This is a genomic window from Streptomyces sp. NPDC059248, from assembly GCF_042753905.1.
Classification (GTDB): domain Bacteria; phylum Actinomycetota; class Actinomycetes; order Streptomycetales; family Streptomycetaceae; genus Streptomyces.
Window position 1 is genome coordinate 1 of the sequence record NZ_JBHYZV010000008.1, and the last position, 20,800, is coordinate 20,800.

Below are 20,800 nucleotides of genomic sequence, written 5' to 3' on the forward strand. Positions count from 1 at the left end.
TTGGGCAGGGGCCGTGCCGGGGGCCCGTTCCGGGCGCGGGGGGGCCGGGGGACCGGTCCCGGGGCGCCCGCGCGTCCATGGGCCGACGCGGGTACCGGCCGAGGGGAGCCCGCCTCAAGAGACGACCTACCCGTGGCAGGCCGGCAGGAACTCGATACCTTCCGGTATCCCGTATTCGAGCACCGCGATGTAGGCCCGTGGGATGCTGCACCCCACCTCGGTCCATTGGTACGCAAACACGCTCCAGCTCACGAACGCGAGCACCAGGACCGTGCGAAACGTCTTCGTCATGGGTGCCTCGTCCCCATCCCACTGTCGGACGACACGCTTCAGGCGTGAGGTCGGCGAAGGCCGCAATCGCCCCGGCGACGGGAACGACGGCCGAGACGTCAGCCCGCGACCGTCGGCGTGGAGTGGCCGCTCATCTCCGGATACCCGCGCAGAGTGGGTACGGTGGCGACGGCGGAACCGGTGGCCGGGGCGCACCCGACGATGCCTGTCGCCGCGATGGTGAACAGCCTCTTCAGCATGGTGGCTTGCCTCATTGATCGAGGGTGGTCTTCGGAGCCTCCATAGTGCTGCGGATCCATCGGCCCGCTCTGTGGATGCGTGCGCAATGGCTTGTGGTTCCGTGCGCAAGTCGGGCCGAGGGGGCCCGGGAGCGTATGACGCCCCCGGGCCCCCGCAGGTCATGCGCCGCGGGTCATGCCCCGCGGGTCAGGCAGCCTCGTGTGTCCAGCCGCGGGCCGTCCGGCCCAGCTCCGTGAAGCCGAGACCGGTCAGCAGGGCGACCTCCTCGACGTCGTCGGCGTCGTCCGGGTCCGCGTAGGTCAGCAGCCGCTCGACACCGCACAGTTCGAGCCAGCCGCGCGCCTCGCCCAGCAGCCAGGCCGCCAGCCCCGGAACGGGCTCGTCCGGCAGGACCAGGTCGGAGACGTCCGCCGTCCCGCTCGGCCGGGCGTGCCGCTCGGGCCGGTCCAGCTGGGTGTCGAGTTCGATGTACGCGAGCTCCGCGTCGCCGGCCCGGGCGGTGATCCGGGTACCGAGCGGGCCGACGGACCGGTGCGCCGACAGCCCCGGCAGCGGGGCGGACCCCGGCGCGGGCAGGGCGCCGACAGGCGCCAGCAGCAGGGTCTCGATCCCGCCCGCGTGGACGAAACCGGCGGTCTCGAAGACCGAGCGCACATGCGGCCAGGCGTCCGGGACGCCGTACACCCCCGGCACCGGAAGGTGCCCGTCGGCGTACCGGGCCCGGACGTGCCAGCGGTCGAGCTGGGCCAGGGCGGCCGACATCAGCAGCGCCGCCGCCCCGTCGCCTTCCGAGGGCACATGGACGAACCACTCGATGTGCCCGGTGTCGCGGTAGTCGTCGCCGACGTCCGGGTCGTTGCGGTAGCGGAGCAGATGGGCGGCGGCGACGATCCGCCGCCGCTCCTCGGCGACGAGGGTGACCCGCTCCGCCACCCAGGGGTCGGTGACGTACTCCTCGGGGCAGCGCTCCAGACTGCTCAGCACGGTGTTGACCGAGACGCCCGCGCCCGGCACGACGGCGGCGGCGTGCAGATTGACCAGCACGGTCAGCTGATCGCGGTCCTCGCGGTGGAAGGGTCGCACCACGGGTGAGAAGGAATGGTGCTCACGGAAGTCGGATGAAGACACGACAGGGCCTCCGAAGATCGGAATTCGATGGGGAGGCCGCCATGAGGTGCGGTACGCGGCCACCATAGCACCCCCGTGACCTGTGACTTCCCGGAATTGTCAGTGGCGGCGTCTACCGTCCGGGTCATGGCACTGGTGACTTTCGTCGACGAGACGACCTCCGGGGACCGGAGCGACGGCTGGGGTGTGGAGATCGCGGAGGAACGGCTTGCGCTGCGCGAGCTGATCCGGCGGCGCGTCCACCGGGAGATCGCGGAGGCGCGCGCGGGCACCCCGGTCCGGCCGGGCCCGGGGACCGGGCCGGGGCCCGACCCCGACGCGGAGACCGAGTCCGCGCTGCGCGCCTTCGAACGGAACGGGTTCCTCGTCCTGGTGGGGGAGCGTCAGCTCACCGGCCTCGACGAGGAGATCGACCTGCGTCCCGGCACCGAGGTCACCTTCCTCCGGCTCGTACCGCTGGTCGGGGGGTGACCGGGATGCGCAAACTGGAGCAGATGATCGCCGACGGCGACCTGGTGGGCGTCGTGGACGCCCTCGACCAGCCGCAACTCTTCAACGGCATCGACGTCCGGGCCGCCCGGGAGCATCTCCACCGGCTGCCCGCCGAGGACCGCGCCCCCCTGGCCCGGCATCTCGCCGCGCGCTATACGGCGGACGCCGACGGCGATCCGCAGGAACGCTTTCTGCTGCTGGGCCGGATGGTCCGGCTCGCCCGCGGCATCGCCGAGCCGCCGCTCGCCGCCGAACGGGCCACCGCCGTCGCCGGACTCGGCCGGCGCGAGCACGTCTGGTGGCGCGGGCTGTACGACCCGGAACTCGTCACCGCCGAGATCGCCGAGGGCCGGACCGTTCCCCCGGCCGTCTGGGCGACGATCCGCCGCAGCGCCCTGGCGAGCTACGCCGATCCGGACATCGCGGAGCTGGCCTTCCTGGCGGACCGGACCGGGGGTGTACCCCCGCTGAACGTCGGCGAGGAGTGGGCCGAGCGCGCCTCGGCCGACACCGTCCTGCGGCCCGTCGTGCTCCACGCCCTCACCGCCACCGCCGGGAAGCCGACCGCGAAGTGGGACCGGGCCGCCCGCGCCGCCGTGGACGAGGCCGGCGGCGCCGACGCCGTCCGTACGGCGGTCGTCGGCTGGCTCGCCCTCGTCGGCCGACCGCGCACCATCCCCCTCGAAGGCGCCGAACCACCGGGCGGCCCCGCCGTCGACCCCTACAACTCCGACGCGTTGCGCGGCCTCGCCTGGCTGCTGTCCCTGCTGCCCGCGCACCCCGACATCCCCCGCGCGCTCGGCGCCCTCGTCGACGTCACGCTGAAGAAGGTCCCCGGCGGCGGGCCCGGCTGCCCGAAGGCGGCCAACGCGGCGGTGGTCGCCCTCGCCCGGACCGAGGGTGAGGACGCCCTCGCCGAACTGGCCGGGCTTGCCGCGCGTACGACGTACAAGACCACCGCGAAGATGATCGGCACGGCCCTCGACCGCCTGGCCGAGGCCCTCGGGGTCGGCCGGGACGAGATCGAGGAGATGGCCGTCCCCGGCTACGGCCTGACCGCCGTCGGCGAGGGCGAGTACGCGGTGGGCGACGCCACCGTCCGGCTGGAGATCCACGGCACCCGCTCCGCTCAGCTATGGCACGACGCGGCCGGGAAGCGGCTGCGCGGTGTGCCCGCCGCGGTCCGCCGCGACCACGCGGGCGCCGTGAAGGAGTTCAGGGCCCGGGCCAAGGACGTCGACCGGATGCTCGTCGCCCAGTCGGAGCGGCTGGACCGGCAGTTCCTCGCCCGCCGGGTATGGGCCTACGACCGCTGGCGCGAACGGCTCCTCGACCACCCGCTGGTGGGGACCCTCGCCCGCCGGCTGATCTGGACCGTGGGGGACGACACCGTCGTCTGGGACGGAACCGGCCTCGCCGATGTCGACGGACGGTCCTTCACCCCCGTCGCGGACACCGAGGTCCGGCTCTGGCATCCGGCCGGACGACCGCCCGCCGAGACCGCCGCCTGGCGGGACCGGATCGAGGAGCTGCGGATCACCCAGCCCTTCAAACAGGCCCACCGGGAGGTGTATCCGCTCACCGCCGCCGAGGAGACCACCGGTACCTACTCCAACCGGTTCGCCGCCCATGTCCTCCGCCAGCACCAGTTCCACGCCCTGGCCGCGATCCGCGGCTGGCGGAACGTCCTGCGGCTCGCCGTGGACGACATCTGCCCGCCCGCCGTACGGGAACTGCCCCGGTGGGGGCTGCGCGCCGAGTTCTGGATCGGCCCCGACACGGCGCCGACCCTCCGGGACGGCGACATCCTCCCCGGAGCGGGGACCTACGCCCGTCTCCGGACCGATCAGGTCCGCTTCTATCCGCTGGACGCCCCGGGGAACACGGCGCACGCCTCCGGCGGTCCGTACGGGATGCGGCCGCGCGACGGCCGCGCCCCCGTGCCCCCGCTGCCGCTGACGGAGATACCGGAGCTGGTGCTGAGCGAGATCCTCCGGGACATCGACCTCTTCGTCGGCGTCAGCAGTGTCGGCAACGACCCGGAGTGGTCCGACGGCGGACCGGACGGCCGGTGCCGCGCCTACTGGACGAGCTACGGCTTCGCCGAACTGACCGGGACCGCCACCACCCGCAAGGCGCTGCTGGAGCGGATCGTGCCCCGGCTGGCCATCGCCGACCGCTGCTCGTTCGAGGACCGCTTCCTCCGGGTCCGGGGCCGGCTGCGGACGTACCGCATCCATCTCGGCTCCGGCAATGTGCTGATAAGCCCCGGCGACCGGTATCTCTGCGTCGTACCGGGCGGCTCCGGCCCCGACCCGGGCTATCTGCCGTTCGAGGGCGACCGCATGCTGGCGGTGATCCTCTCCAAGGCGGTCCTGCTCGCCGACGACACCGCGATCACCGACCCCACGATCGTGAGCCAGCTCGGCTGAACGGCCCGCGAGCGGTCGCGACCGGGCGGGGCCTTTCGGGCAGGGGGTGCCGGGGGCCGGACGGCGGGCAGACGGCGGACCCGGGTGCCACGCCGCTGCCGGTCCGATACGCCCTCCGGGTCAGCGCTCCCGGACGAGCCAGGTGTACGAACCGCAGGCGCCGATCGGGATCCCGGCCCGGTGGGTGACCGCGCACCGGGATCCAGTCAGTTCGCCGACGGACGCGGCGAGCGCGTCGTCCTTCGCGGGGCCGAGCGGTTCGCCGTCGAAGGTGGTGTAGCTCAGCCGCACCTCCCGCGGGCCCGTCGTCCGCAGCTGACTGAGAAACACCCGCGGCGAGACGGCCGCGAGCCGGTCGTCGAGATCGCCCTGCGACACCGGTCCCGCCGCCGTGGGCAGCAGCTCCGACTCCCGGCCGCAGAACCGCACCACCCGGGCCGGATCGGGACCGGTGCCGAGCGTCCGTACACACACCCCCGACCGATAGCGGATCAACGGCATATACGGATTGCGCACACTGGTGACGACAAGACCGTGCAGTGCGCTGCCCGGCGCCAGCGGCACCAGTTCAAGACTCATCCGGTCCAGGAACGGGTGATACCGCCCGCCGCTGTCGCTGTAATAGAGACAGCCGAGATCCGTACCGCCGACCAGCTCGACCACCGGACAGCCCAACTGCCGCTCCAGATAGCGACGGACATTGACCGGGGTGTACTCGTACGCCATGACGACGCTCGCCGGACGGGGAAAGCGGTCCCACAGGCCCCAGGCGAGTGTTTTGCGCACCAGCTGCGCCAGCCGGACACCCGAGCATTCGAGGTGGTACCAGCCGCGGGGGTGAGCGTGCTGCTCCGAACGGATCGCGGCCAGCATGTGCTCCACATCGCCGCGCCCCCAGCGCTCCGGGTCGAGCCGGAGACCGAAACGGACCGTACGCCGGTCCGGCCGCCCGGTACCCGGCCCCCGGGGCGGCTCGGCCCGCCGCCGGGCGCCACCACCCCGGGGGCCCGTCCGTCCACCGGCCGGCCCGGCGGCCCGTACACCGGGCTCGGTCGAAGGAACGGACGTCAGAAACACCCGGCGGCAGCCCTGATGCCAGGTCGGCGCGATATCCGGGTGCGCGCTCCACAGCCGGTACGACGACCGCAGCGGGAACGACGCGGGCCGTACGATCCTGGTCCGGCCGTGATCCGCCCCGCCGCCGTACGCGAACTCCGCCTCGCCCGACTCCAGGGCCGCCTTCAGCCGGGGCGTCATCCAGCCGTCCGGAAAGTCCCGGGAGATATCCGACTTCGCCAGGACGGGAAACCAGCCACGGCTGACGGCGGTGCGATAGAAAGGAATATCCCGGATCTGCTCGACGATGTCCGCGGACGGCTGACTCTCCATTTCCCCTTCTCCCGTGCGCTGGTCATTACCGGTGCGGTCGAAGTTCCGTGTCTGCTTTTCACGGGACGTTAGGGAGTGGCCGGTCGACTGTCAATGAATTCCCGGACAATGAATGCATGAGAAAGCGCTCATGGAATAACCGGCGGCCGATGGCATGACCGGCGGGGTGGCCGGATCCGGCGCGGAACCACCGGTGGACGGGTGGGAACACCCCGCGGGGGGCCGGGTGGCCGAGCGGTGCGACGCCCGTCCGCCCCCTTGACGGGAATCGGGCAGCAATCCACACTTCCCGTCGTGCCCGGTCAGAAACGGGCGGTGACAGTCAGGAGCCGTGATGCTTCCCGCCGAGCGCCATCGCCGGATAACCGCCGTGGTCGACCGGGTCGGCACCATCAGCACCGAGGACCTCGCCGACCAGTTGAACGTCTCGGCGGAGACCGTCCGCCGCGATCTGGGACGTATGGAGCGGCGCGGGGTGCTGCGGCGGGTCCGCGGCGGCGCGGCGTCCCTCACGGTGATCGGCCGGGTCGGTGGCGAGGAGGCGTCGTTCGCCGACCGTACCGCCTCGCACACCCTCGCCAAGGCCGCGATCGGCCGGGCCGCCGCCGCGCTGGTCCGCCCGGGGGAGCTGGTCGTCATCGACGTCGGCACCACCGCCGTCGAGATCGCCCACGCCCTGCCCGGCGACTTCCGGGGCACCGTCGTCACCCCGTCCCTGCGGGTGGCCCAGGTAGTGTCCGGGCTGCCGCACGCCGGGGTGCTGCTGCCCGGCGGCCGGCTGCGCGGCGGCGATCTCGTCTGCTCGGGACCCGACACCGTACGGTTCTTCGCCGGAATCCACCCGGATCTGGCGTTCCTCGGCTCCGGCGGGATCGACGCGGCGGCCGGGGTGACCGACTACCACTACGAGGAAATCGCCACCAAGCGGATGATCCTCGCCAACAGCGCCCGGACGTACGTCGTCGCGGACGGCGGCAAGTGGGGGCGGGTCGCCGGGTACCAGGTCTGCGCGCCCGGCGCATGCGACGGGGTGATCACCGACGACTCGGCGGCGGCGTATCTCGTCGCCGCCGTCGCGGAGACCGGCTGCGAGGTGCTGGTGGCCTGAAGCCCGCCGCGGACGCCCCTCACGCCCCCTCGCGCCCCCCGTGCCCGCCATGCCCCTCGGGCCCCCGCGTCCCGCCCGTCGTGCCCGTCCGTTGTCCATGAACCCCCCCCGCCCGCGCCCGGGCGATCGTGAAAGGACCCGCATCCGTGGACCCCCGAGCGTTACGACCCGCCGAAGCCGCCACCCCGGCAGGGAGCGGGACCGGCCCAGGACCCGGCCGGCGGTCGCACACCGCCACCCGCCCCGCCCCGAAGGCCGGTCGCGCGGACGGCCGCCGATGACCGTCGTCCTCGCCGTCGACCAGGGCACCTCCGGTACCAAGGCGATCGTCGTGGACGACGACGGCGCCCCCCTCGCCCTCGCCGAGGCCGAACTGCGTCCGCGCTACGGCGACGGGGGAGTGGTCGAACAGGACCCGGCCGCCCTCCTCGACTCCGTCCTCGACACCGGACGCCGCGCCGTCGCCGCCGCGGGCCGGCCCGTCGACGTCGTCGCCCTCGCCAACCAGGGCGAGACCGTCCTCGCCTGGGACCGGACCACCGGCGCCCCGCTGACCCCGGCGATCGTCTGGCAGGACCGGCGCGCCGCCGTTGAATGCGAACGGCTCGCCGACCACGCCGAGCTGATCGCCGCCAGGACCGGCCTCGTCCTCGACCCGTACTTCTCCGCCCCCAAAATGGCCTGGCTGCGCCGGAACCTGACGGCCGAAGGCGTCGTCACCACCGTCGACACCTGGCTGCTGCACCATCTCACCGGCGCGTTCGTCACCGACGCCGCCACCGCGAGCCGCTCCCTGCTGCTGGACGTCGACCGCGCCGACTGGGACCCCGAACTGATCGACCTGTTCGGCCTCGGCGCCGAACCCCTGCCCCGGATAGCGGCCTGCGACGAGATCATCGGCACCACCCGCGCCTTCGGCCCGGAGACCCCCGTCGCCGGAATCGTCGTCGACCAGCAGGCCGCGCTGCTCGCCGAGGGCTGTCTGGACACCGGGGAGGCGAAGTGCACCTACGGCACCGGGGCCTTCCTCCTCGCCAACACCGGCACCACGGCGGTCCGCTCCACCTCCGGCCTCACCACCTCCGTCGCCTGGAGGGCCCGGGGCCGTACCCCGTACTGCGTCGACGGACAGGTCTACACGGCCGGCTCCGCGATCCGCTGGCTGAGCGACCTCGGGTTCGTCCGCTCCGCCGGAGACCTCGACGCCGTCGCCGCCGCCGAGTCCGACGGCACCCTGTGCGTACCCGCCCTCGCCGGACTCGCCGCCCCCTGGTGGCGGCCCGACGCCACCGCCACCCTCACCGGAATGACCCTGTCCACCCGGCCCGGTCATCTGGTGCGCGCCGTGATCGAGGGCGTCGCCGCCCAGGTCGCCGTCCTGTGCGACCTGGTCGCGGCCGACCTCGGCACCCCGCTGACCCGGCTGCGGGCCGACGGCGGCCTCACCCGCAGCCGCAGCCTGATGCAGGCCCAGGCCGATATCGCCCGGATCCCCGTGGAGGTCTACCCCTCCGCGCACGCCACCCCGCTCGGCGCCGCCGCCCTGGCCCGGCTCGCCCTCGACCCGGGCCTCGGGCTACGGGAGGCGGTCGGCGAGTGGAAGCCGTCCGCCGTTCACGAACCCGAGTGGTCCGACGACCGGGCGGCGCACTTCCGCGGTGTCTGGACAGCCGTCGCGGAAGCCGGCCTCGGTACCGGGGACCTCGGTTGAGCGCCCCACGGCCCGCCGCCGGTCCCGACTCGGCCGCCGTCCCCGGTCCCGCCGCCGTCCCCGGCCCCGACTCGGCCCCTGGCTATGACTCCGCCCCCGGCCACGACCCGGGCCACCGCTACGACGTGGTGGTCGTGGGCGGTGGTGTCGTCGGTGCCGCGATCGCCCGCGAACTCGCAGGACTCACCCTCTCCGTCGCCCTCGTCGAAGCCCGCTCCGACATCGGCGACGGCACCAGCAAGGCCAATACCGCCGTCCTCCACACCGGGTTCGACGCCACCCCCGGCACCCTGGAGTCCCGGCTCGTCGCCCGCGGCCACCGGCTGCTCTCCGGCTACGCCCGCGCCACCGGGATCCCCGTGGAACCCACCGGGGCCGTCCTGGTCGCGTGGACCGACGAGGAGTACGCGGCCCTGCCCGCCCTCCGCGAGAAGGCCGCGGCCAACGGCTGCCACGACACGGAACTCGTCGGACCCGACGCCGTCTACGCCGATCTGCCCGCCCTCGCCCCCGGGGTACGCGGCGGACTCGTCGTCCCCGGCGAGGCCGTCGTCTGCCCCTGGACCACCAATCTCGCCCTCGCCACCGACGCGCTCGCCCGCGGTGCCACGATCCTCCTCGACCGTCCCGTCACCGAGGCCACCCGCATCGGCGACGACGGGGGCACCACCGTTCTGCGCACCCCGGCGGGCCCGGTCCTCACCCGCTGGACCGTGAACGCCGCCGGACTCGCCGCCGACGTCGTCGACGGACTCTTCGGCCACCGGCGGTTCACCGTCACACCCCGCCGCGGCGAACTCCTCGTCCTCGACAAGGCCGCCCGCCCCCTCGTCGACCGGATCGTGCTCCCCGTGCCCACCGCCCGCGGCAAGGGCGTCCTGCTCGCCCCCACCGTCCACGGCAACGTCCTGCTCGGCCCCACCGCCGACGACATCACCGACCGCGCCGCCACCGGCACCACCGAGGACGGCCTCGCCCTCCTCCGCGACAAGGGAGCCGCGCTGATGCCCCGGCTCCTCGACGAGGAGATCACCGCCGCCTACGCCGGACTGCGCGCCGCCGTCACCGACCACCCCGACTATCTGATCGAGGCCGACCCCGAACGGCGCTACGTCCTCGTCGGCGGTATCCGCTCCACCGGACTGTCCGCCAGCATGGCCATCGCCGAACACGTCCGCGAGATCCTCGCCGCGCACGGCCTCGCCCCGGCGGAACGGACCGGCCTCCCGGCGCCGCCCGCGATGCCGTACCTCGGCGAGACCGGTGTCCGGCCCTACCGCGACGCGGCCCGGATCGCCGCCGACCCGGCCTACGGCGAGATCGTCTGCTACTGCGAGCGGGTCACCGCCGGGGAGATCCGCGACGCCTGCCACGCCCCGCTGCCCGCCCGCACCACCGGCGGACTGAGCCGCAGAACCCGCGCCGTCAACGGCCGCTGCCAGGGATTCTCCTGCGGCCCCGCCGTGGCGGCGCTGCTCACCGGCCACACCACCGGGTCCGGCTGTACGTCCGCGTGCGCCCGCCCGCGCCACGACCCGCCGTCCGGCGCCGAGCCCTCCGGCGACCCCCGTTCCGAGGCACTCCGAGGCAACCCGAGGTGACGACCCGTCCATGAGCCCCGCCGAAAGCTCCGACCTGCCCGTCCTCCCCGTCCTCACTCCCGATGTCCTCGTCGTCGGCGGCGGCCCCGCCGGGCTGAGCGCCGCCGCCGCCCTCGCGCCCCGCGTCCCCGGCCGGGTCCTCGTCCTCGAACGCGAACCCGAGGCGGGCGGCATGCCCCGCCACAGCGACCACACCGGTTACGGCCTGCGGGATCTGCGGCGGCTGCTGACGGGACCGGCGTACGCACGGCGGCTGACCGCCGCCGCCAGGACCGCCGGAGCGGACGTCAGAACCCGTACGACGGTCACCGACTGGGCCGAAGCGCCCGCCGACGGCGGCGGCCGGGAGATCCCGTACGCCCTCCACGCCACCGGCCCGGACGGCCGGTTCCGGATCGAGCCCCGGGCGATCGTCCTCGCCACCGGCGCCCGGGAACGCCCCCGCGCGGCCCGGCTCGTCGCCGGCGACCGGCCCGCCGGAGTCCACACCACGGGCGAACTCCAGCGCGCCGTCCATCTCCACCACCGGCCCGTCGGCGGCCGCGCGGTCGTCGTCGGCGCCGAACCCGTGAGCTGGTCCGCCGCCCTCACCCTGCGCCGGGCCGGCTGCCGGGTCGCCCTGATGGTGAGCCGACACGCCCGCACCGAGGCACCCGCCGCCCTGGCCGTCGGAGCCACCGCCCTCCTCGGTACCCCCGTCGCCCACCGCGCCCGGGTCGTCCGCGTCATCGGCCGCCGCCGGGTCGAAGCCGTCGAGATCGAGCACCTCGACACCGGCGCCCGCCGTACGGTCCCCTGCGACACCGTCGTCTTCACCGGCGACTGGATCCCCGACCACGAACTCGCCCGCGCCGCGGGCATCGAACTCGACCCCGGCACCCTCGGCCCGCTCGTCGACACCGCCCTGCGCACCAGCCGCCCCGGGATCTTCGCCGCCGGGAACCTCCTGCACCCCGCCGACACCGCCGATGTCGCCGCCCTCGACGGCCGCCATGTCGCCGACCGGGTCGCCGCCCGGCTCGCCGACCCCCGCCCCGCCGAGCCCGCCGGGGGCGCCCGCCTGATCGCCGCCCCGCCCTTCCGCTGGGTGGCACCCGGGCTGCTGCGCCCCGGCGACCCCGCCCCGCCGCGCGGCCGGCTGCTGCTGTGGAGCGATGAATTCCGTACGGCCGCCCGGCTCGTCGTCCGGCACGACGGGCGGATCGTCGCCGAGCACCGGCTGCCGCGCGCCGTCCGCCCCGGCCGGGTACTGAGCGTCCCCTGGTCCGTCGTCCCGCAGTCCGCGATCCGGACCGCGGACCCGGCTCGCGGCCCGGTCACCATCGGCCTGGGCTGAGCCGTCCAACCCCAGTCCTCAGGCCAATCCGTTCCCCCTGCCCCACCCGTAAGGACCACATCATGACCACCACCCCGCACGCCTTCCCCCTGGAGCCCACCCCGATCCGGGTGTCCGACGAGGTCCTCGACGACCTGCGTGTCCGGCTGGCCCGGACCCGTCCGCCGCTGGACGAGGGGAACGAGGACTGGTCGTACGGTGTCCCGGCGAGCTATCTGCAGGAACTGGTCGCCCACTGGCGGGACGGCTACGACTGGCGCGCGGCCGAGACCGCGATCAACGCCTACCAGCACTACCGGGTGGACGTCGCCGGTGTCCCGGTGCACTTCCTTCGCAAACCCGGCCGCGGGCCCCGCCCGATCCCGTTGATCCTCACCCATGGCTGGCCGTGGACGTTCTGGCACTGGTCGAAGGTGATCGACCCGCTCGCCGACCCGGCCGCCTTCGGCGGCGACCCCGCCGACGCGTTCGACGTCATCGTGCCGTCCCTGCCCGGCTTCGGCTTCCCCGGCCCGCTCACCGGCTTCCCCGACGTCAACTTCTGGAAGGTCGCCGACCTCTGGCACACCCTGATGACCGAGACCCTGGGATACGAGAGGTACGCCGCCGGGGGCTGCGACATCGGCGGGATCGTCTCCAGCCAGCTCGGCCACAAGTACGCCGACCAGCTGTACGGCATCCATATCGGCTCCGGGCTGCCGCTCGACTTCTTCAGCGGTCCCCGCGCCTGGGACTTCGCCCGGAACCGGCCCCTCACCGACGACCAGCCCGCCGATGTCCGCGCCCGTATCGTCGAACTGGACCGCCGCTGGGCGTCCCACCTCGCCGCGCACATGCTCGACGGTGCCACCCTGGCCCACGGGCTGAGCGACTCACCCGCCGGACTGCTCGCCTGGCTGCTGAGGCGCTGGCACGCCTGGAGCGACCACGGCGGCGACGTGGAGTCCGTGTTCACCAAGGACGACCTGCTCACCCACGCCACGATCTACTGGGTGAACAACTCCGTCGCCACCTCGATGCGTTACTACGCCAACGCCAACCGCTACCCCTGGACTCCCGCCCACGACCGCACCCCGGTCGTGGAGGCCCCGGTCGGTCTCACCTTCGTCACCTACGAGAACCCGCCCGGTGTCCACACCGCGGCCGAGCGCGTCCGGGCGTTCGAGACGGGCCCGCTGGCCGGCTACTTCCACCACGTCAACATCAACGCCCATGAGCGCGGCGGCCACTTCATCCCCTGGGAGAACCCCGACGCCTGGGTGGGCGATCTCCGCCGCACCTTCCGCGACCGCAGGCCCTGAGCGCCGGGCCCGTCCGACGACGGGCGGCTCAGGGACCCGGCGTACGGTCGCGGCGCAGCCCGCGATGGCGGGCCACGGCGTCGTTGTCGGCGCAGCGGCACCGCACCTCCCAGGGGGAGGTCGAGTACTGCTCCGGCGGGTGCGGATGCCTGGTCGTGCTGGTCGACGGCGCGATCGTCAAGGCGCTCACCGGGCGGGCCCGCCCGGGCCGCGGGGTCAGTCGTCGTCCCGGACGGTGATACCGAGCGTCCGGGCGAACAGGGGTGCCAGGTCGAAGAGTTGCGGGGTGCCGATGGTGGCGCCGCGCAGGGACTCGACGCCGTCGGCGATCTCCAGCCGTGCCGCCGCCCGCAGATCCACGTCCGTCAGCCGGGCGCCGGAGAAGCGGGCGCCGTCGAGGGTGGAGCCCGGGAAGGACACGCCGGTGAGCCGCGCCCCCGCGAAGTCGACGTCCCGCAGGAGGCAGTCCGCGAAGACGACGTCCCGCAGGGTCGTCCCCCGCAGGTTCACCGAGTCCAGCTTGCACTGGTGGAACACCACCCGGTGCAACTCCGCCCCGAACAGCTCCAGTCCGGCGAGGGAGCCGCCGACGACCTCGGTGTCCGTCCAGTGCGTCTCCACCAGATCGGTGGCGACGAACCGGACGGTGTGCATCCAGACCTCGTTGAAGCGGGCCCGCCGCAGCCGTCCCCCGGTGAAGGAGACCGAGGTGAGGGCGGATTCGGTGATCCGGAGCGCCGGGGCGTGGAGGTCCTCGTACCGGCCGCCGTCCAGCAGGGCGCAGTCGAGGTCGTCCTCGTCGCGGAGTTCCCCGCCGAAGGGCGTCAGATGCCGGGCGTACGGCAGATCGGCGAGGGCGCGGGGCGAGGGCGGCGACGCGGGCATGGCGGTGTCCTTATCGACGTACGGGAGGGGGCGCGGCGGCGGGCGCGTACGGGCGCGACGTCCCGGCCGCGATCCGGGGGCCGGCTCGGCACGCCTCACGTTATCGCAGGTCAGAGACTTGAAAAAGTCGATCCTGGGTTTCTTTGTCAGGGGTGCGGGACGGCCTTTGAAGGGGGTGCCGGGCGCCTTTTCGCGAACCGTCGGCAGGGGGGTGCCGCGGGGGTCGGGAACGGCGGCGAGCGGGGCGCTCAGGGCTTTCCGCCGACGGGGATGTCATCACCCGATCGGCGGCGGGCCGTTCCGGCTCCGACCCGCCGGGCCGGGGCCGGCGCGCGGGCCGGTCGGCGGGGCCGGTCGGCACGCCCAGGGACCTCCGGGCCGTCCGCGCGGGACCTGCGGCCCTCGCACGCCCGCATGCCACCACCCATGCTGGGCAGGGGATCATCGCCGATCCCGCCCGTACCAGGAGGTGTGCATCCATGACCAGCACGAGCACAGGCCCCGTCACCGTCGGTCTCGACGGGTCCCGGGAGAGTCTGGCGGCGGCCGAGTGGGCGGCCCGCGAGGCCGGGTCGCGCGGACTGCCGCTGAAACTGGTCAGCGTCTACGAACCCGTTCCCCTGGCCGCCCGTGCGGCCTTCCTCGGCGACGAGAGCCGTCAGCACTGGTCGGGCCGGATCCCCGTGGAGGCCGCGTCCGGGATCCGGGACCGCCACCCCGGACTCGACGTCACCGCCGACCAGCTCACCGGCGAACCCGGTGAGGTACTGGCCCAGCTCGCCGAGGAGTCGGCGCTGCTCGTCCTCGGCTCCCGCGGACTGAGCGGCTTCGGCGGCTTCCTCGTCGGCTCCGTGGGCCAGGCCGTCCTGGCCGAGACCAAGAGCCCCGTCGTCTTCGTCCGCGTCCCGGAACCCGCTCAGGGCACGGACGACACCGAAGGCACGGAGGGCGGCACCGCAGGCGCGGAAGCCGCGGAGGCTGTGCGGGCGGTGGAGGCCGGCGAAGGCGGCCCCGTCGTCCTCGGGATCGACGCCCATGAACCCGACGACGTGCTCATCCGGTACGCGTTCGAGGACGCGGCCCGCCGGGGCGCCGTCCTGCGTGTGGTCCACGGCTGGAACCTCCCGCCCTACTTCGCCTACGGACTGCCGCCGGACCCGGAGCTCGACGTCGAACTGGGCAAGCAGGAAGCCGCGGCGCTCACCGAGGTCCTGGCGCCCTGGCGGGCCGAGTTCCCGGGCGTCGGGGTCGAGGAGGCCCCGACCGTCGGCAAGACGTCCGACATCCTCGTCGATGCCGCCCGGGGCGCGGCGCTGCTGGTGGTCGGCCGCCGGGTGCGGCGGGCCCCGTTCGGCGGCCGGATCGGCTCCGTCGCCCATGCCGTGCTGCACCACGCGGCGGTCCCGGTCGCCGTCGTCCCCCACAAGTAGGCCCGTGACCGCGTACGCGCTTCTTCTCACCCGACCGTTCGGGTGAGAAGGGGCGCGTACCGCCGTATTCTGGGACGAACGGCCCCGTGCCGACCCGGCCCGGGCCCGCCCCTCCGGGCGTGGCGGTCCGCGCCCGGACGACGATTCGGAACCGCCATGCATCTGCACCCCGGCGCGGCCCGTGCGGTGTCCCGTCCGCTCGCGTTCCTCGCCGCCGTCTGTCTGTTCGTCGCCGCGCCCGCGACCGGCGCCCGTGCCGCGGCCGCCGCTCCGGACCCCGCGCGGACCGAGGCCGCCGTGCTGACCGTCCCGGCGATCGGGGTGGAGGACCTGCGCGTGGTGCCGTACGAGGGCACCACCGACGACGCGGCGGGTACCCGTATCCAGGACCGTGGCGACGCCGCGAGCCCCTATGGCGAGCACGGCGGGGCCGGTCCTGGGGAGCGGGGCAACTACCTGGTGACCGCCCACCGGCTGTCGGCGGGCGGCGCCCTGTACGAACTGCCGTCGCTGCGGGAGGGCGACGAGGTGCGGGTCGCCCACGCGGGCCGGGAGTACACCTACGAGATCACCGGGACCCGGTCGACGTCGTTCCGTTCGGCCGCGTCCCTCGCCGAACAGCGCGCCCCCGTGCCCGGGAGGCCCGGTGAACCGCCCACCCGGGCGATGATCACCCTCTCGACCTGTGCCACCCCGGAGGACGACGCGGCGGGCAACCACTGGCGGGACGCGCTCGGCAACCCGGAGCACCGGATCGACAAAATCGGCGTACTGACGTCCACCCGCTGACCCCGGCCCGATGTCCGACGTCCGCCCTCCGACCCCGGCCGGGGCCCCGGGAGTGTCCCTCCGGGCCGGGCTACTCCCGTCCCGCCCAGGCCAGCAGCTCCTCCGCGCCCCAGGTGTTGACCACCCGGCCGGCCGGGACGCCCGCGCGCTCCGCCCGGGCGCAGCCGATGATCTGCCAGTCGAGCTGGCCCGGCGCGTGGGCGTCGGTGTCGATCGCGAAGAACACCCCGGCGGCGACCGCTTCGGCCAGCAGCCGCATCGGGGGATCGAGCCGTTCGGGGCGGCTGTTGATCTCGACGGCGGTCCCCGACGCGGCGCACGCCGCGAACACCTCGGCCGCGTCGAACACCGACTCCGGCCGGGTACCGCCGGTCGACCGGCGGCCCCCGCGCAGATGCTCACGGCCGATCAGCAGCCTGCCCGTACAGTGGCCCAACACATCCACCAGCGGGTTCTCCACGGCCCGCACCATGCGACGGGTCATCGGACCCCGGTCCATCCGCAGCTCGGAATGGACGGACGCGACCACCAGGTCCAGCTCGCCGAGCAACTCCGGCTCCTGGTCGAGCGTGCCGTCGGGGAGGATGTCGCACTCGATCCCCGTCAGCAGCCGGAACGGCGCCCACCGCTCATTGAGATCGGCGATCACGGCCAGCTGCTCCCGCAGCCGCTCCGCGGTGAGCCCCCGGGCCACGGTCAGCCGGGGGGAGTGGTCGGTGAGGACCGCCCACTCGTGGCCGAGGGCGATCGCGGTCCGGCCCATGTCCGCGATCGGGCTGCCGCCGTCCGACCAGTCGGAGTGCAGATGGCAGTCGCCGCGCAGCGCGGCGCGGAGCGTCTCGCCGCCCTCCGCCTGCGGATTCGCCGCCGCCTCCGCCTCCAGCCGGGCCAGATAGGCGGGGACGGTTCCCGCGAGCGCCTCCAGGACCACCGCCGCGCTCTTCGGGCCGATGCCCTTGACCTCCTCCAGTGCCCGCCGTGAGCGGGTGCGCGCGGCCAGCTCGTCGGAGGACATCCCGGCGACGACGGCCGCGGCGGTACGGAACGCCCGTACGCGATACGTCTCGGCGCGGGCCCGCTCCAGCAGGAACGCCACCCGGTCCAGCGCCTCCACGGGATCCATCAGCGGCTCCTCGTCGCCGTGCCGCCCGGTGGGCGGCCGTTCCACCGGCCCGGCTCGTCCCACTCTCCCCCGGCGGCCGGGAGCGGGCGCGCCGGAGCGTTTGTAGCTTCCTATGAAATATCGATAAATCATCTGAAAACTACTGAAAGCCCCGTGCGGTCGGGGGCCGAGCGGGAAATCCGGATACATGCGTCGCTTCCGATCCGCCGGCCCGGTCAGTGACTGAGGCGCGCCGACCGGCCCGGCGGCCGGTGGCGGCCCTGATGTCCGCCGTCCGCGTGCTCTCCCGCGACCCCGTGGTGGTCCAGGCCGTGCGCTCCACCGCCGCCGCCACCATCGCCTACGTCGTCGCGCTCTGGCTCAGCGGTGAGCCCGCGCCGCTCACCGCGCCCCTGACCGCCCTGCTCGTCGTCCAGGTCACCCTCTACTCCACCCTCACCACCGGGATCCGGCGGGTGAACGCCGTCATCGCGGGGGTCCTGATCGCCAGCGGGTTCAGCCTGCTCGTCGGGTTGAGCTGGTGGAGCCTGGCGATGATCATCCTGGCGTCCCTGATCGTCGGGCACATGGTCCGGGTGAGCGAGTTCGTCCCCGAGGTCGCCATCAGCGCCATGCTGGTCCTCGGCGTCACCCGGGTGGCCGACACCGCCTGGGACCGGGTCCTCGAAACCCTCATCGGCGCGGTCGTGGGGCTCCTCTTCAACGTGGTTTTCGTCCCGCCCGTCTGGGTGAGCACCGCGGGGGAGTCCATCGGCGACCTGTCGCGCCGGATGCGGCGCCTGCTGCTCGCCATCGGCGCCGAACTGACCACCCCGACACCCGTGGCGACCGCGGAGGCCCGGCTCGCCGAGGCCCGCAGGCTCGACAACGACGTCGCCGACGTGGACGCGGCGCTGCGCCAGGCCGAGGACAGTCTCAGGTTCAACCCGAGGGTGCGGGAGGGGCTCCTCAACCGGGTCGTGCTCCGTACCGGCCTCGACACCCTGGAGATCTGTGCCGTCGTCCTGCGGGTCCTGGCCAGGACCATGACCGATCTGGCGAGGGAGCGGGACGACGAGGCGCTCTTCCCCACCGAGACCGGCCGGGCGGTGGAGGAGCTGCTCACCGAGATCGCCGACGCCCTCGTCGGCTTCGCCGATCTGGTGACCGCGCAGGTGAGCGAGAACGCGGAGGCGGCCGAGAGCCGTCTCGCGACCGGGCTCGAAGCCGCCGCCGCGGCCCGCGAGCGGGTGGCGGCCCTGCTGCTGGAAGGGGTCCGCGCCCGTCCGCGGCACTGGCAGCTCCACGGCGCGCTGCTCACCGAGATCGACCGCATCCTCGCCGAGCTGGACCCCGAGCACCGTTCCCGGCGGCTGATGGAGGAGCTGGACCGGACCGCGCACGAGGACTACGGGAAGCTGCCGGCGCCCGAGGCCGCCCGGCGCTGGCTGGCGGACCGCCGCAGGGCCCGCTCCGGCACGCGTTGAGGAGTGGCCCGCGAGACGGCCGGGATCGGCCCCGTACGTCCGGTACCGCTGCGGGACCGGCCCCGCAGGACCCGGTATCCGGGCCCGGCGCCGTACGTACCGGTAGGGCGCCGGGCCCGGCACCGTACGAGATCCGTGGGTGTACGGGCCGTACCGGCGGTCGTGCGGGCGGGTGGGGTCAGACGCTGCCCGTGATGGTGAACAGCGCGCCGTCCGGATCCCGGATCGACGCCTCGTCGGCGCCCTCGCGCGTCGTCCCCCGCTCCAGCACCGTGCCGCCGTGCCGCTCGGCCGCCCGCGCCGTCCCCGGGACGTCGTCGACCTGGAAATGCACTTCCCAGCGCGGCCTGCGCAGCGGATCGGGTGTCTCGTCCGCCGCGCCGGAACTCAGCCGGGCCAGGACATGCCCCTGGCTGAGCAGGACGACCTCGTCGTTCTCGTAGGCCACCTCGCAGCATCCCGGCCGCTCGGACGCCCATTCGAGCACCTCGCCGTAGAAGATCGCCGCGTCGAAGGCGTTACGGGTCCGCAGCAGCAGCCACGCGGGCGCGTCCTTGTGCCCGGACTGCCAGTCGGGGAGCAGCGCGCCCTCCCAGATCCCGAACACCGCCCCGTCGCGGTCGGCGGCGAGCGCGCCCCGCCCCAGCGAGAAGGCGAGCGGCCCGACGGCGACCGTTCCGCTGCGCTCCCGGATCCGGGCCGCCGCCACATCGACGTCGGGGGTCGCGAAGTACGGCGTCCACGCCACCGCGACCTTGAGCCGGGGTGCCAGCGCCCCTATTCCGGCGACCGGCCCGCCGTCGTGGACCGCGACGCTGAACTCGTCGCCCAGCCGTCCGCCGTGGAACTCCCAGCCCAGTACGGCACCGTAGAAGGCGTGGGACGCGTCCAGGTCCCGGGCCATCAGGCTCACCCAGCACGGTGCGCCGATCATCCGGTCACTGGTGGTCGTCCCCGGCGCCTGCGCCGGTCGTGCGGTGTTCTCGGTGTTGCCCATGACGCTCGTGTCCTGACATCGCCGGGCCGGTGCCCTGCGGCGGGCGCGGCCCCACCGCGTATCCGGCGGGCGGTCCGGCGGATCCGCGGGCTCGTGCGGGGTCGCCGCGGTCCCCGGGTGGCGACGCCGGTGCGTCGGCTTCCGTACGGCGTCGACGACGGGGTGTGCCGACCGTCGGAGGGGGGCCGCGGGCAGGGCGGAACGGGTGACCGGGATCCCCGGCCACCCCCTCATCCTCCCCTCCGGCCGACCGGAACGCGAGTCGCGTGCGCCGGGGGTGCCCGGCCGGACACCCGGTGTCACACCGGGGCGGCCGTCCGTACGGGCGCCGCAGACGGCCCGGGGGCCCGGGGCCTACCGTGGTTCCAGGGGCAGTGGTCCGTACGAGTGTCCTCCGGGCCCGCCGGGGTACCCGCCCGGCCGGGAGACAGCCCCGGCGGACCGGTTGCCCGCGCCGACGGGCACGTACCGCCGACGGGCAGGTACCGCCGACGGGCAGGTACCGCCGACGGGGGCGCACCGGCCGGTGGGCCACGCGCCTGCCGACAGGTCGCGCGCCGGTGGTACGTATCGGCCCGGCGCACGGAAAGGAGCGCGGCCGTATGACACACGCCGACGAGCAGCACCGCGGCATCGACGCCGCCCGGCTCACGGAGCACGAGCTGATCCGTGAACTGGAGACCATCCACCGCAGCCGCCACGACACCCTCCTCCACGGGTCGGCCCCGGCGCTCGCCGCGCACACCACCCGGATGGCCGAGCTGGAGGAGGAGTATCTGCGCCGCCACCCGGACCGTCCCGTCGCCTCGGGCCGTACCCGCGCGGGGGCCCGGGCCCGCGAGCACCGCGACTGACCCGGCCGGCCGGGCGGTCACCGGCCCGCGTCCGGGTCCGTGTCCCTTCAGGTGCGGAGAGCCGTGAGGAGCATGGGCAGCGACGCGTGCAGCTCCCGGTCCCAGTAGGCCGGGCCGGTCGGCGGGGGAGCCGTACGCGACACCTCGTCTCGATACGGGGACCGCCGGCGGCACGGAACCGCGCGGAACGGCCCTTTACTGCCCCAGTCTTCCCGTACGGCACACCC

Annotated in this window: 19 protein-coding genes; 11 read left to right on the top strand and 8 right to left on the bottom strand. The window is 74.2% G+C overall.

Annotated features, from left to right (window positions below; translation table 11 throughout):
* Positions 1–126 precede the first annotated feature (126 nt).
* The 3 genes from ACFXG1_RS05250 to ACFXG1_RS05260 all read right to left on the bottom strand — a co-directional run bounded on the left by ACFXG1_RS05250 (position 127) and on the right by ACFXG1_RS05260 (position 1,614).
* Positions 127–291: a hypothetical protein gene (locus ACFXG1_RS05250; RefSeq protein WP_384741141.1), complete on the bottom strand. Its 165-nt coding sequence runs from the start codon at positions 289–291 to the stop codon at positions 127–129.
* 98 nt (positions 292–389) lie between these two features.
* Positions 390–545, bottom strand: coding sequence for a hypothetical protein (locus ACFXG1_RS05255; protein WP_384741144.1), 156 nt, complete (start codon positions 543–545; stop codon positions 390–392).
* Between the two features lie 172 nt (positions 546–717).
* Positions 718–1,614 carry an N-acetyltransferase gene (locus tag ACFXG1_RS05260; RefSeq protein ID WP_384741296.1) on the bottom strand — a complete coding sequence of 299 codons (897 nt, stop codon included), beginning with the start codon at positions 1,612–1,614 and terminating at the stop codon, positions 718–720.
* A 171-nt stretch (positions 1,615–1,785) separates the two neighbouring features.
* Here ACFXG1_RS05260 and ACFXG1_RS05265 point away from each other — a divergent pair, with 171 nt between their 5' ends.
* Together ACFXG1_RS05265 and ACFXG1_RS05270 are read left to right on the top strand one after the other, a co-directional pair.
* Complete coding sequence (locus tag ACFXG1_RS05265; protein WP_384717116.1) at positions 1,786–2,130, top strand: hypothetical protein; 345 nt, start codon at positions 1,786–1,788, stop codon at positions 2,128–2,130.
* A gap of 5 nt (positions 2,131–2,135) precedes the next feature.
* On the top strand, positions 2,136–4,583 hold the full coding sequence (locus ACFXG1_RS05270; RefSeq protein WP_384741148.1) for a DUF4132 domain-containing protein: 2,448 nt from the start codon (positions 2,136–2,138) through the stop codon (positions 4,581–4,583).
* A 120-nt stretch (positions 4,584–4,703) separates the two neighbouring features.
* Here ACFXG1_RS05270 and ACFXG1_RS05275 read toward each other — a convergent pair whose 3' ends face one another.
* Positions 4,704–5,972 carry a hypothetical protein gene (locus ACFXG1_RS05275; RefSeq protein ID WP_384717107.1) on the bottom strand — a complete coding sequence of 423 codons (1,269 nt, stop codon included), beginning with the start codon at positions 5,970–5,972 and terminating at the stop codon, positions 4,704–4,706.
* A 334-nt stretch (positions 5,973–6,306) separates the two neighbouring features.
* On the opposite strand from ACFXG1_RS05275, the gene ACFXG1_RS05280 reads away from it, so the two are divergent.
* The 5 genes from ACFXG1_RS05280 to ACFXG1_RS05300 all read left to right on the top strand — a co-directional run bounded on the left by ACFXG1_RS05280 (position 6,307) and on the right by ACFXG1_RS05300 (position 13,029).
* On the top strand, positions 6,307–7,080 hold the full coding sequence (locus ACFXG1_RS05280; protein ID WP_384717104.1) for a DeoR/GlpR family DNA-binding transcription regulator: 774 nt from the start codon (positions 6,307–6,309) through the stop codon (positions 7,078–7,080).
* Between the two features lie 277 nt (positions 7,081–7,357).
* On the top strand, positions 7,358–8,791 hold the full coding sequence (locus tag ACFXG1_RS05285; RefSeq protein WP_384741152.1) for an FGGY family carbohydrate kinase: 1,434 nt from the start codon (positions 7,358–7,360) through the stop codon (positions 8,789–8,791).
* 125 nt (positions 8,792–8,916) lie between these two features.
* Positions 8,917–10,392, top strand: a complete 1,476-nt coding sequence (locus ACFXG1_RS05290; RefSeq protein WP_384722955.1) for an NAD(P)/FAD-dependent oxidoreductase — start codon at positions 8,917–8,919, stop codon at positions 10,390–10,392.
* A 10-nt stretch (positions 10,393–10,402) separates the two neighbouring features.
* Entirely contained in the window at positions 10,403–11,728 is a 1,326-nt protein-coding gene (locus tag ACFXG1_RS05295; protein WP_384741155.1) for an NAD(P)/FAD-dependent oxidoreductase, read from the top strand.
* A 62-nt stretch (positions 11,729–11,790) separates the two neighbouring features.
* Complete coding sequence (locus ACFXG1_RS05300) at positions 11,791–13,029, top strand: epoxide hydrolase family protein (protein WP_384719589.1); 1,239 nt, start codon at positions 11,791–11,793, stop codon at positions 13,027–13,029.
* 28 nt (positions 13,030–13,057) lie between these two features.
* Here ACFXG1_RS05300 and ACFXG1_RS05305 read toward each other — a convergent pair whose 3' ends face one another.
* Positions 13,058–13,219: a hypothetical protein gene (locus ACFXG1_RS05305; protein ID WP_384741158.1), complete on the bottom strand. Its 162-nt coding sequence runs from the start codon at positions 13,217–13,219 to the stop codon at positions 13,058–13,060.
* Between the two features lie 26 nt (positions 13,220–13,245).
* Positions 13,246–13,914, bottom strand: a complete 669-nt coding sequence (locus ACFXG1_RS05310) for a pentapeptide repeat-containing protein (protein ID WP_384719585.1) — start codon at positions 13,912–13,914, stop codon at positions 13,246–13,248.
* 479 nt (positions 13,915–14,393) lie between these two features.
* Here ACFXG1_RS05310 and ACFXG1_RS05315 point away from each other — a divergent pair, with 479 nt between their 5' ends.
* Positions 14,394–15,344: a universal stress protein gene (locus tag ACFXG1_RS05315; RefSeq protein ID WP_384719583.1), complete on the top strand. Its 951-nt coding sequence runs from the start codon at positions 14,394–14,396 to the stop codon at positions 15,342–15,344.
* A 156-nt stretch (positions 15,345–15,500) separates the two neighbouring features.
* Complete coding sequence (locus tag ACFXG1_RS05320) at positions 15,501–16,133, top strand: class E sortase (protein ID WP_384741162.1); 633 nt, start codon at positions 15,501–15,503, stop codon at positions 16,131–16,133.
* 70 nt (positions 16,134–16,203) lie between these two features.
* Here the strand turns inward: ACFXG1_RS05320 and ACFXG1_RS05325 are convergent, their stop codons facing one another.
* Complete coding sequence (locus ACFXG1_RS05325) at positions 16,204–17,256, bottom strand: PHP domain-containing protein (protein ID WP_384741299.1); 1,053 nt, start codon at positions 17,254–17,256, stop codon at positions 16,204–16,206.
* Between the two features lie 263 nt (positions 17,257–17,519).
* On the opposite strand from ACFXG1_RS05325, the gene ACFXG1_RS05330 reads away from it, so the two are divergent.
* Entirely contained in the window at positions 17,520–18,722 is a 1,203-nt protein-coding gene (locus tag ACFXG1_RS05330) for an aromatic acid exporter family protein (protein WP_384741165.1), read from the top strand.
* A gap of 178 nt (positions 18,723–18,900) precedes the next feature.
* Here the strand turns inward: ACFXG1_RS05330 and ACFXG1_RS05335 are convergent, their stop codons facing one another.
* Positions 18,901–19,719, bottom strand: coding sequence for a VOC family protein (locus tag ACFXG1_RS05335; RefSeq protein ID WP_384722000.1), 819 nt, complete (start codon positions 19,717–19,719; stop codon positions 18,901–18,903).
* A 602-nt stretch (positions 19,720–20,321) separates the two neighbouring features.
* Between ACFXG1_RS05335 and ACFXG1_RS05340 the strand changes: the two genes are divergently transcribed.
* Positions 20,322–20,573: a DUF6158 family protein gene (locus ACFXG1_RS05340; RefSeq protein WP_384741168.1), complete on the top strand. Its 252-nt coding sequence runs from the start codon at positions 20,322–20,324 to the stop codon at positions 20,571–20,573.
* Positions 20,574–20,800: the final 227 nt, after the last annotated feature.

Coding starts and splice junctions, on each gene's coding strand:
- ACFXG1_RS05250 (WP_384741141.1), bottom strand. CDS start 291: ATGACGAAGACGTTTCGCACGGTCCTGGTGCTCGCGTTCGTGAGCTGG.
- ACFXG1_RS05255 (WP_384741144.1), bottom strand. CDS start 545: ATGAGGCAAGCCACCATGCTGAAGAGGCTGTTCACCATCGCGGCGACA.
- ACFXG1_RS05265 (WP_384717116.1), top strand. CDS start 1,786: ATGGCACTGGTGACTTTCGTCGACGAGACGACCTCCGGGGACCGGAGC.
- ACFXG1_RS05270 (WP_384741148.1), top strand. CDS start 2,136: ATGCGCAAACTGGAGCAGATGATCGCCGACGGCGACCTGGTGGGCGTC.
- ACFXG1_RS05275 (WP_384717107.1), bottom strand. CDS start 5,972: ATGGAGAGTCAGCCGTCCGCGGACATCGTCGAGCAGATCCGGGATATT.
- ACFXG1_RS05280 (WP_384717104.1), top strand. CDS start 6,307: ATGCTTCCCGCCGAGCGCCATCGCCGGATAACCGCCGTGGTCGACCGG.
- ACFXG1_RS05285 (WP_384741152.1), top strand. CDS start 7,358: ATGACCGTCGTCCTCGCCGTCGACCAGGGCACCTCCGGTACCAAGGCG.
- ACFXG1_RS05295 (WP_384741155.1), top strand. CDS start 10,403: ATGAGCCCCGCCGAAAGCTCCGACCTGCCCGTCCTCCCCGTCCTCACT.
- ACFXG1_RS05300 (WP_384719589.1), top strand. CDS start 11,791: ATGACCACCACCCCGCACGCCTTCCCCCTGGAGCCCACCCCGATCCGG.
- ACFXG1_RS05310 (WP_384719585.1), bottom strand. CDS start 13,914: ATGCCCGCGTCGCCGCCCTCGCCCCGCGCCCTCGCCGATCTGCCGTAC.
- ACFXG1_RS05315 (WP_384719583.1), top strand. CDS start 14,394: ATGACCAGCACGAGCACAGGCCCCGTCACCGTCGGTCTCGACGGGTCC.
- ACFXG1_RS05320 (WP_384741162.1), top strand. CDS start 15,501: ATGCATCTGCACCCCGGCGCGGCCCGTGCGGTGTCCCGTCCGCTCGCG.
- ACFXG1_RS05325 (WP_384741299.1), bottom strand. CDS start 17,256: ATGGATCCCGTGGAGGCGCTGGACCGGGTGGCGTTCCTGCTGGAGCGG.
- ACFXG1_RS05330 (WP_384741165.1), top strand. CDS start 17,520: ATGTCCGCCGTCCGCGTGCTCTCCCGCGACCCCGTGGTGGTCCAGGCC.
- ACFXG1_RS05335 (WP_384722000.1), bottom strand. CDS start 19,719: ATGGGCAACACCGAGAACACCGCACGACCGGCGCAGGCGCCGGGGACG.
- ACFXG1_RS05340 (WP_384741168.1), top strand. CDS start 20,322: ATGACACACGCCGACGAGCAGCACCGCGGCATCGACGCCGCCCGGCTC.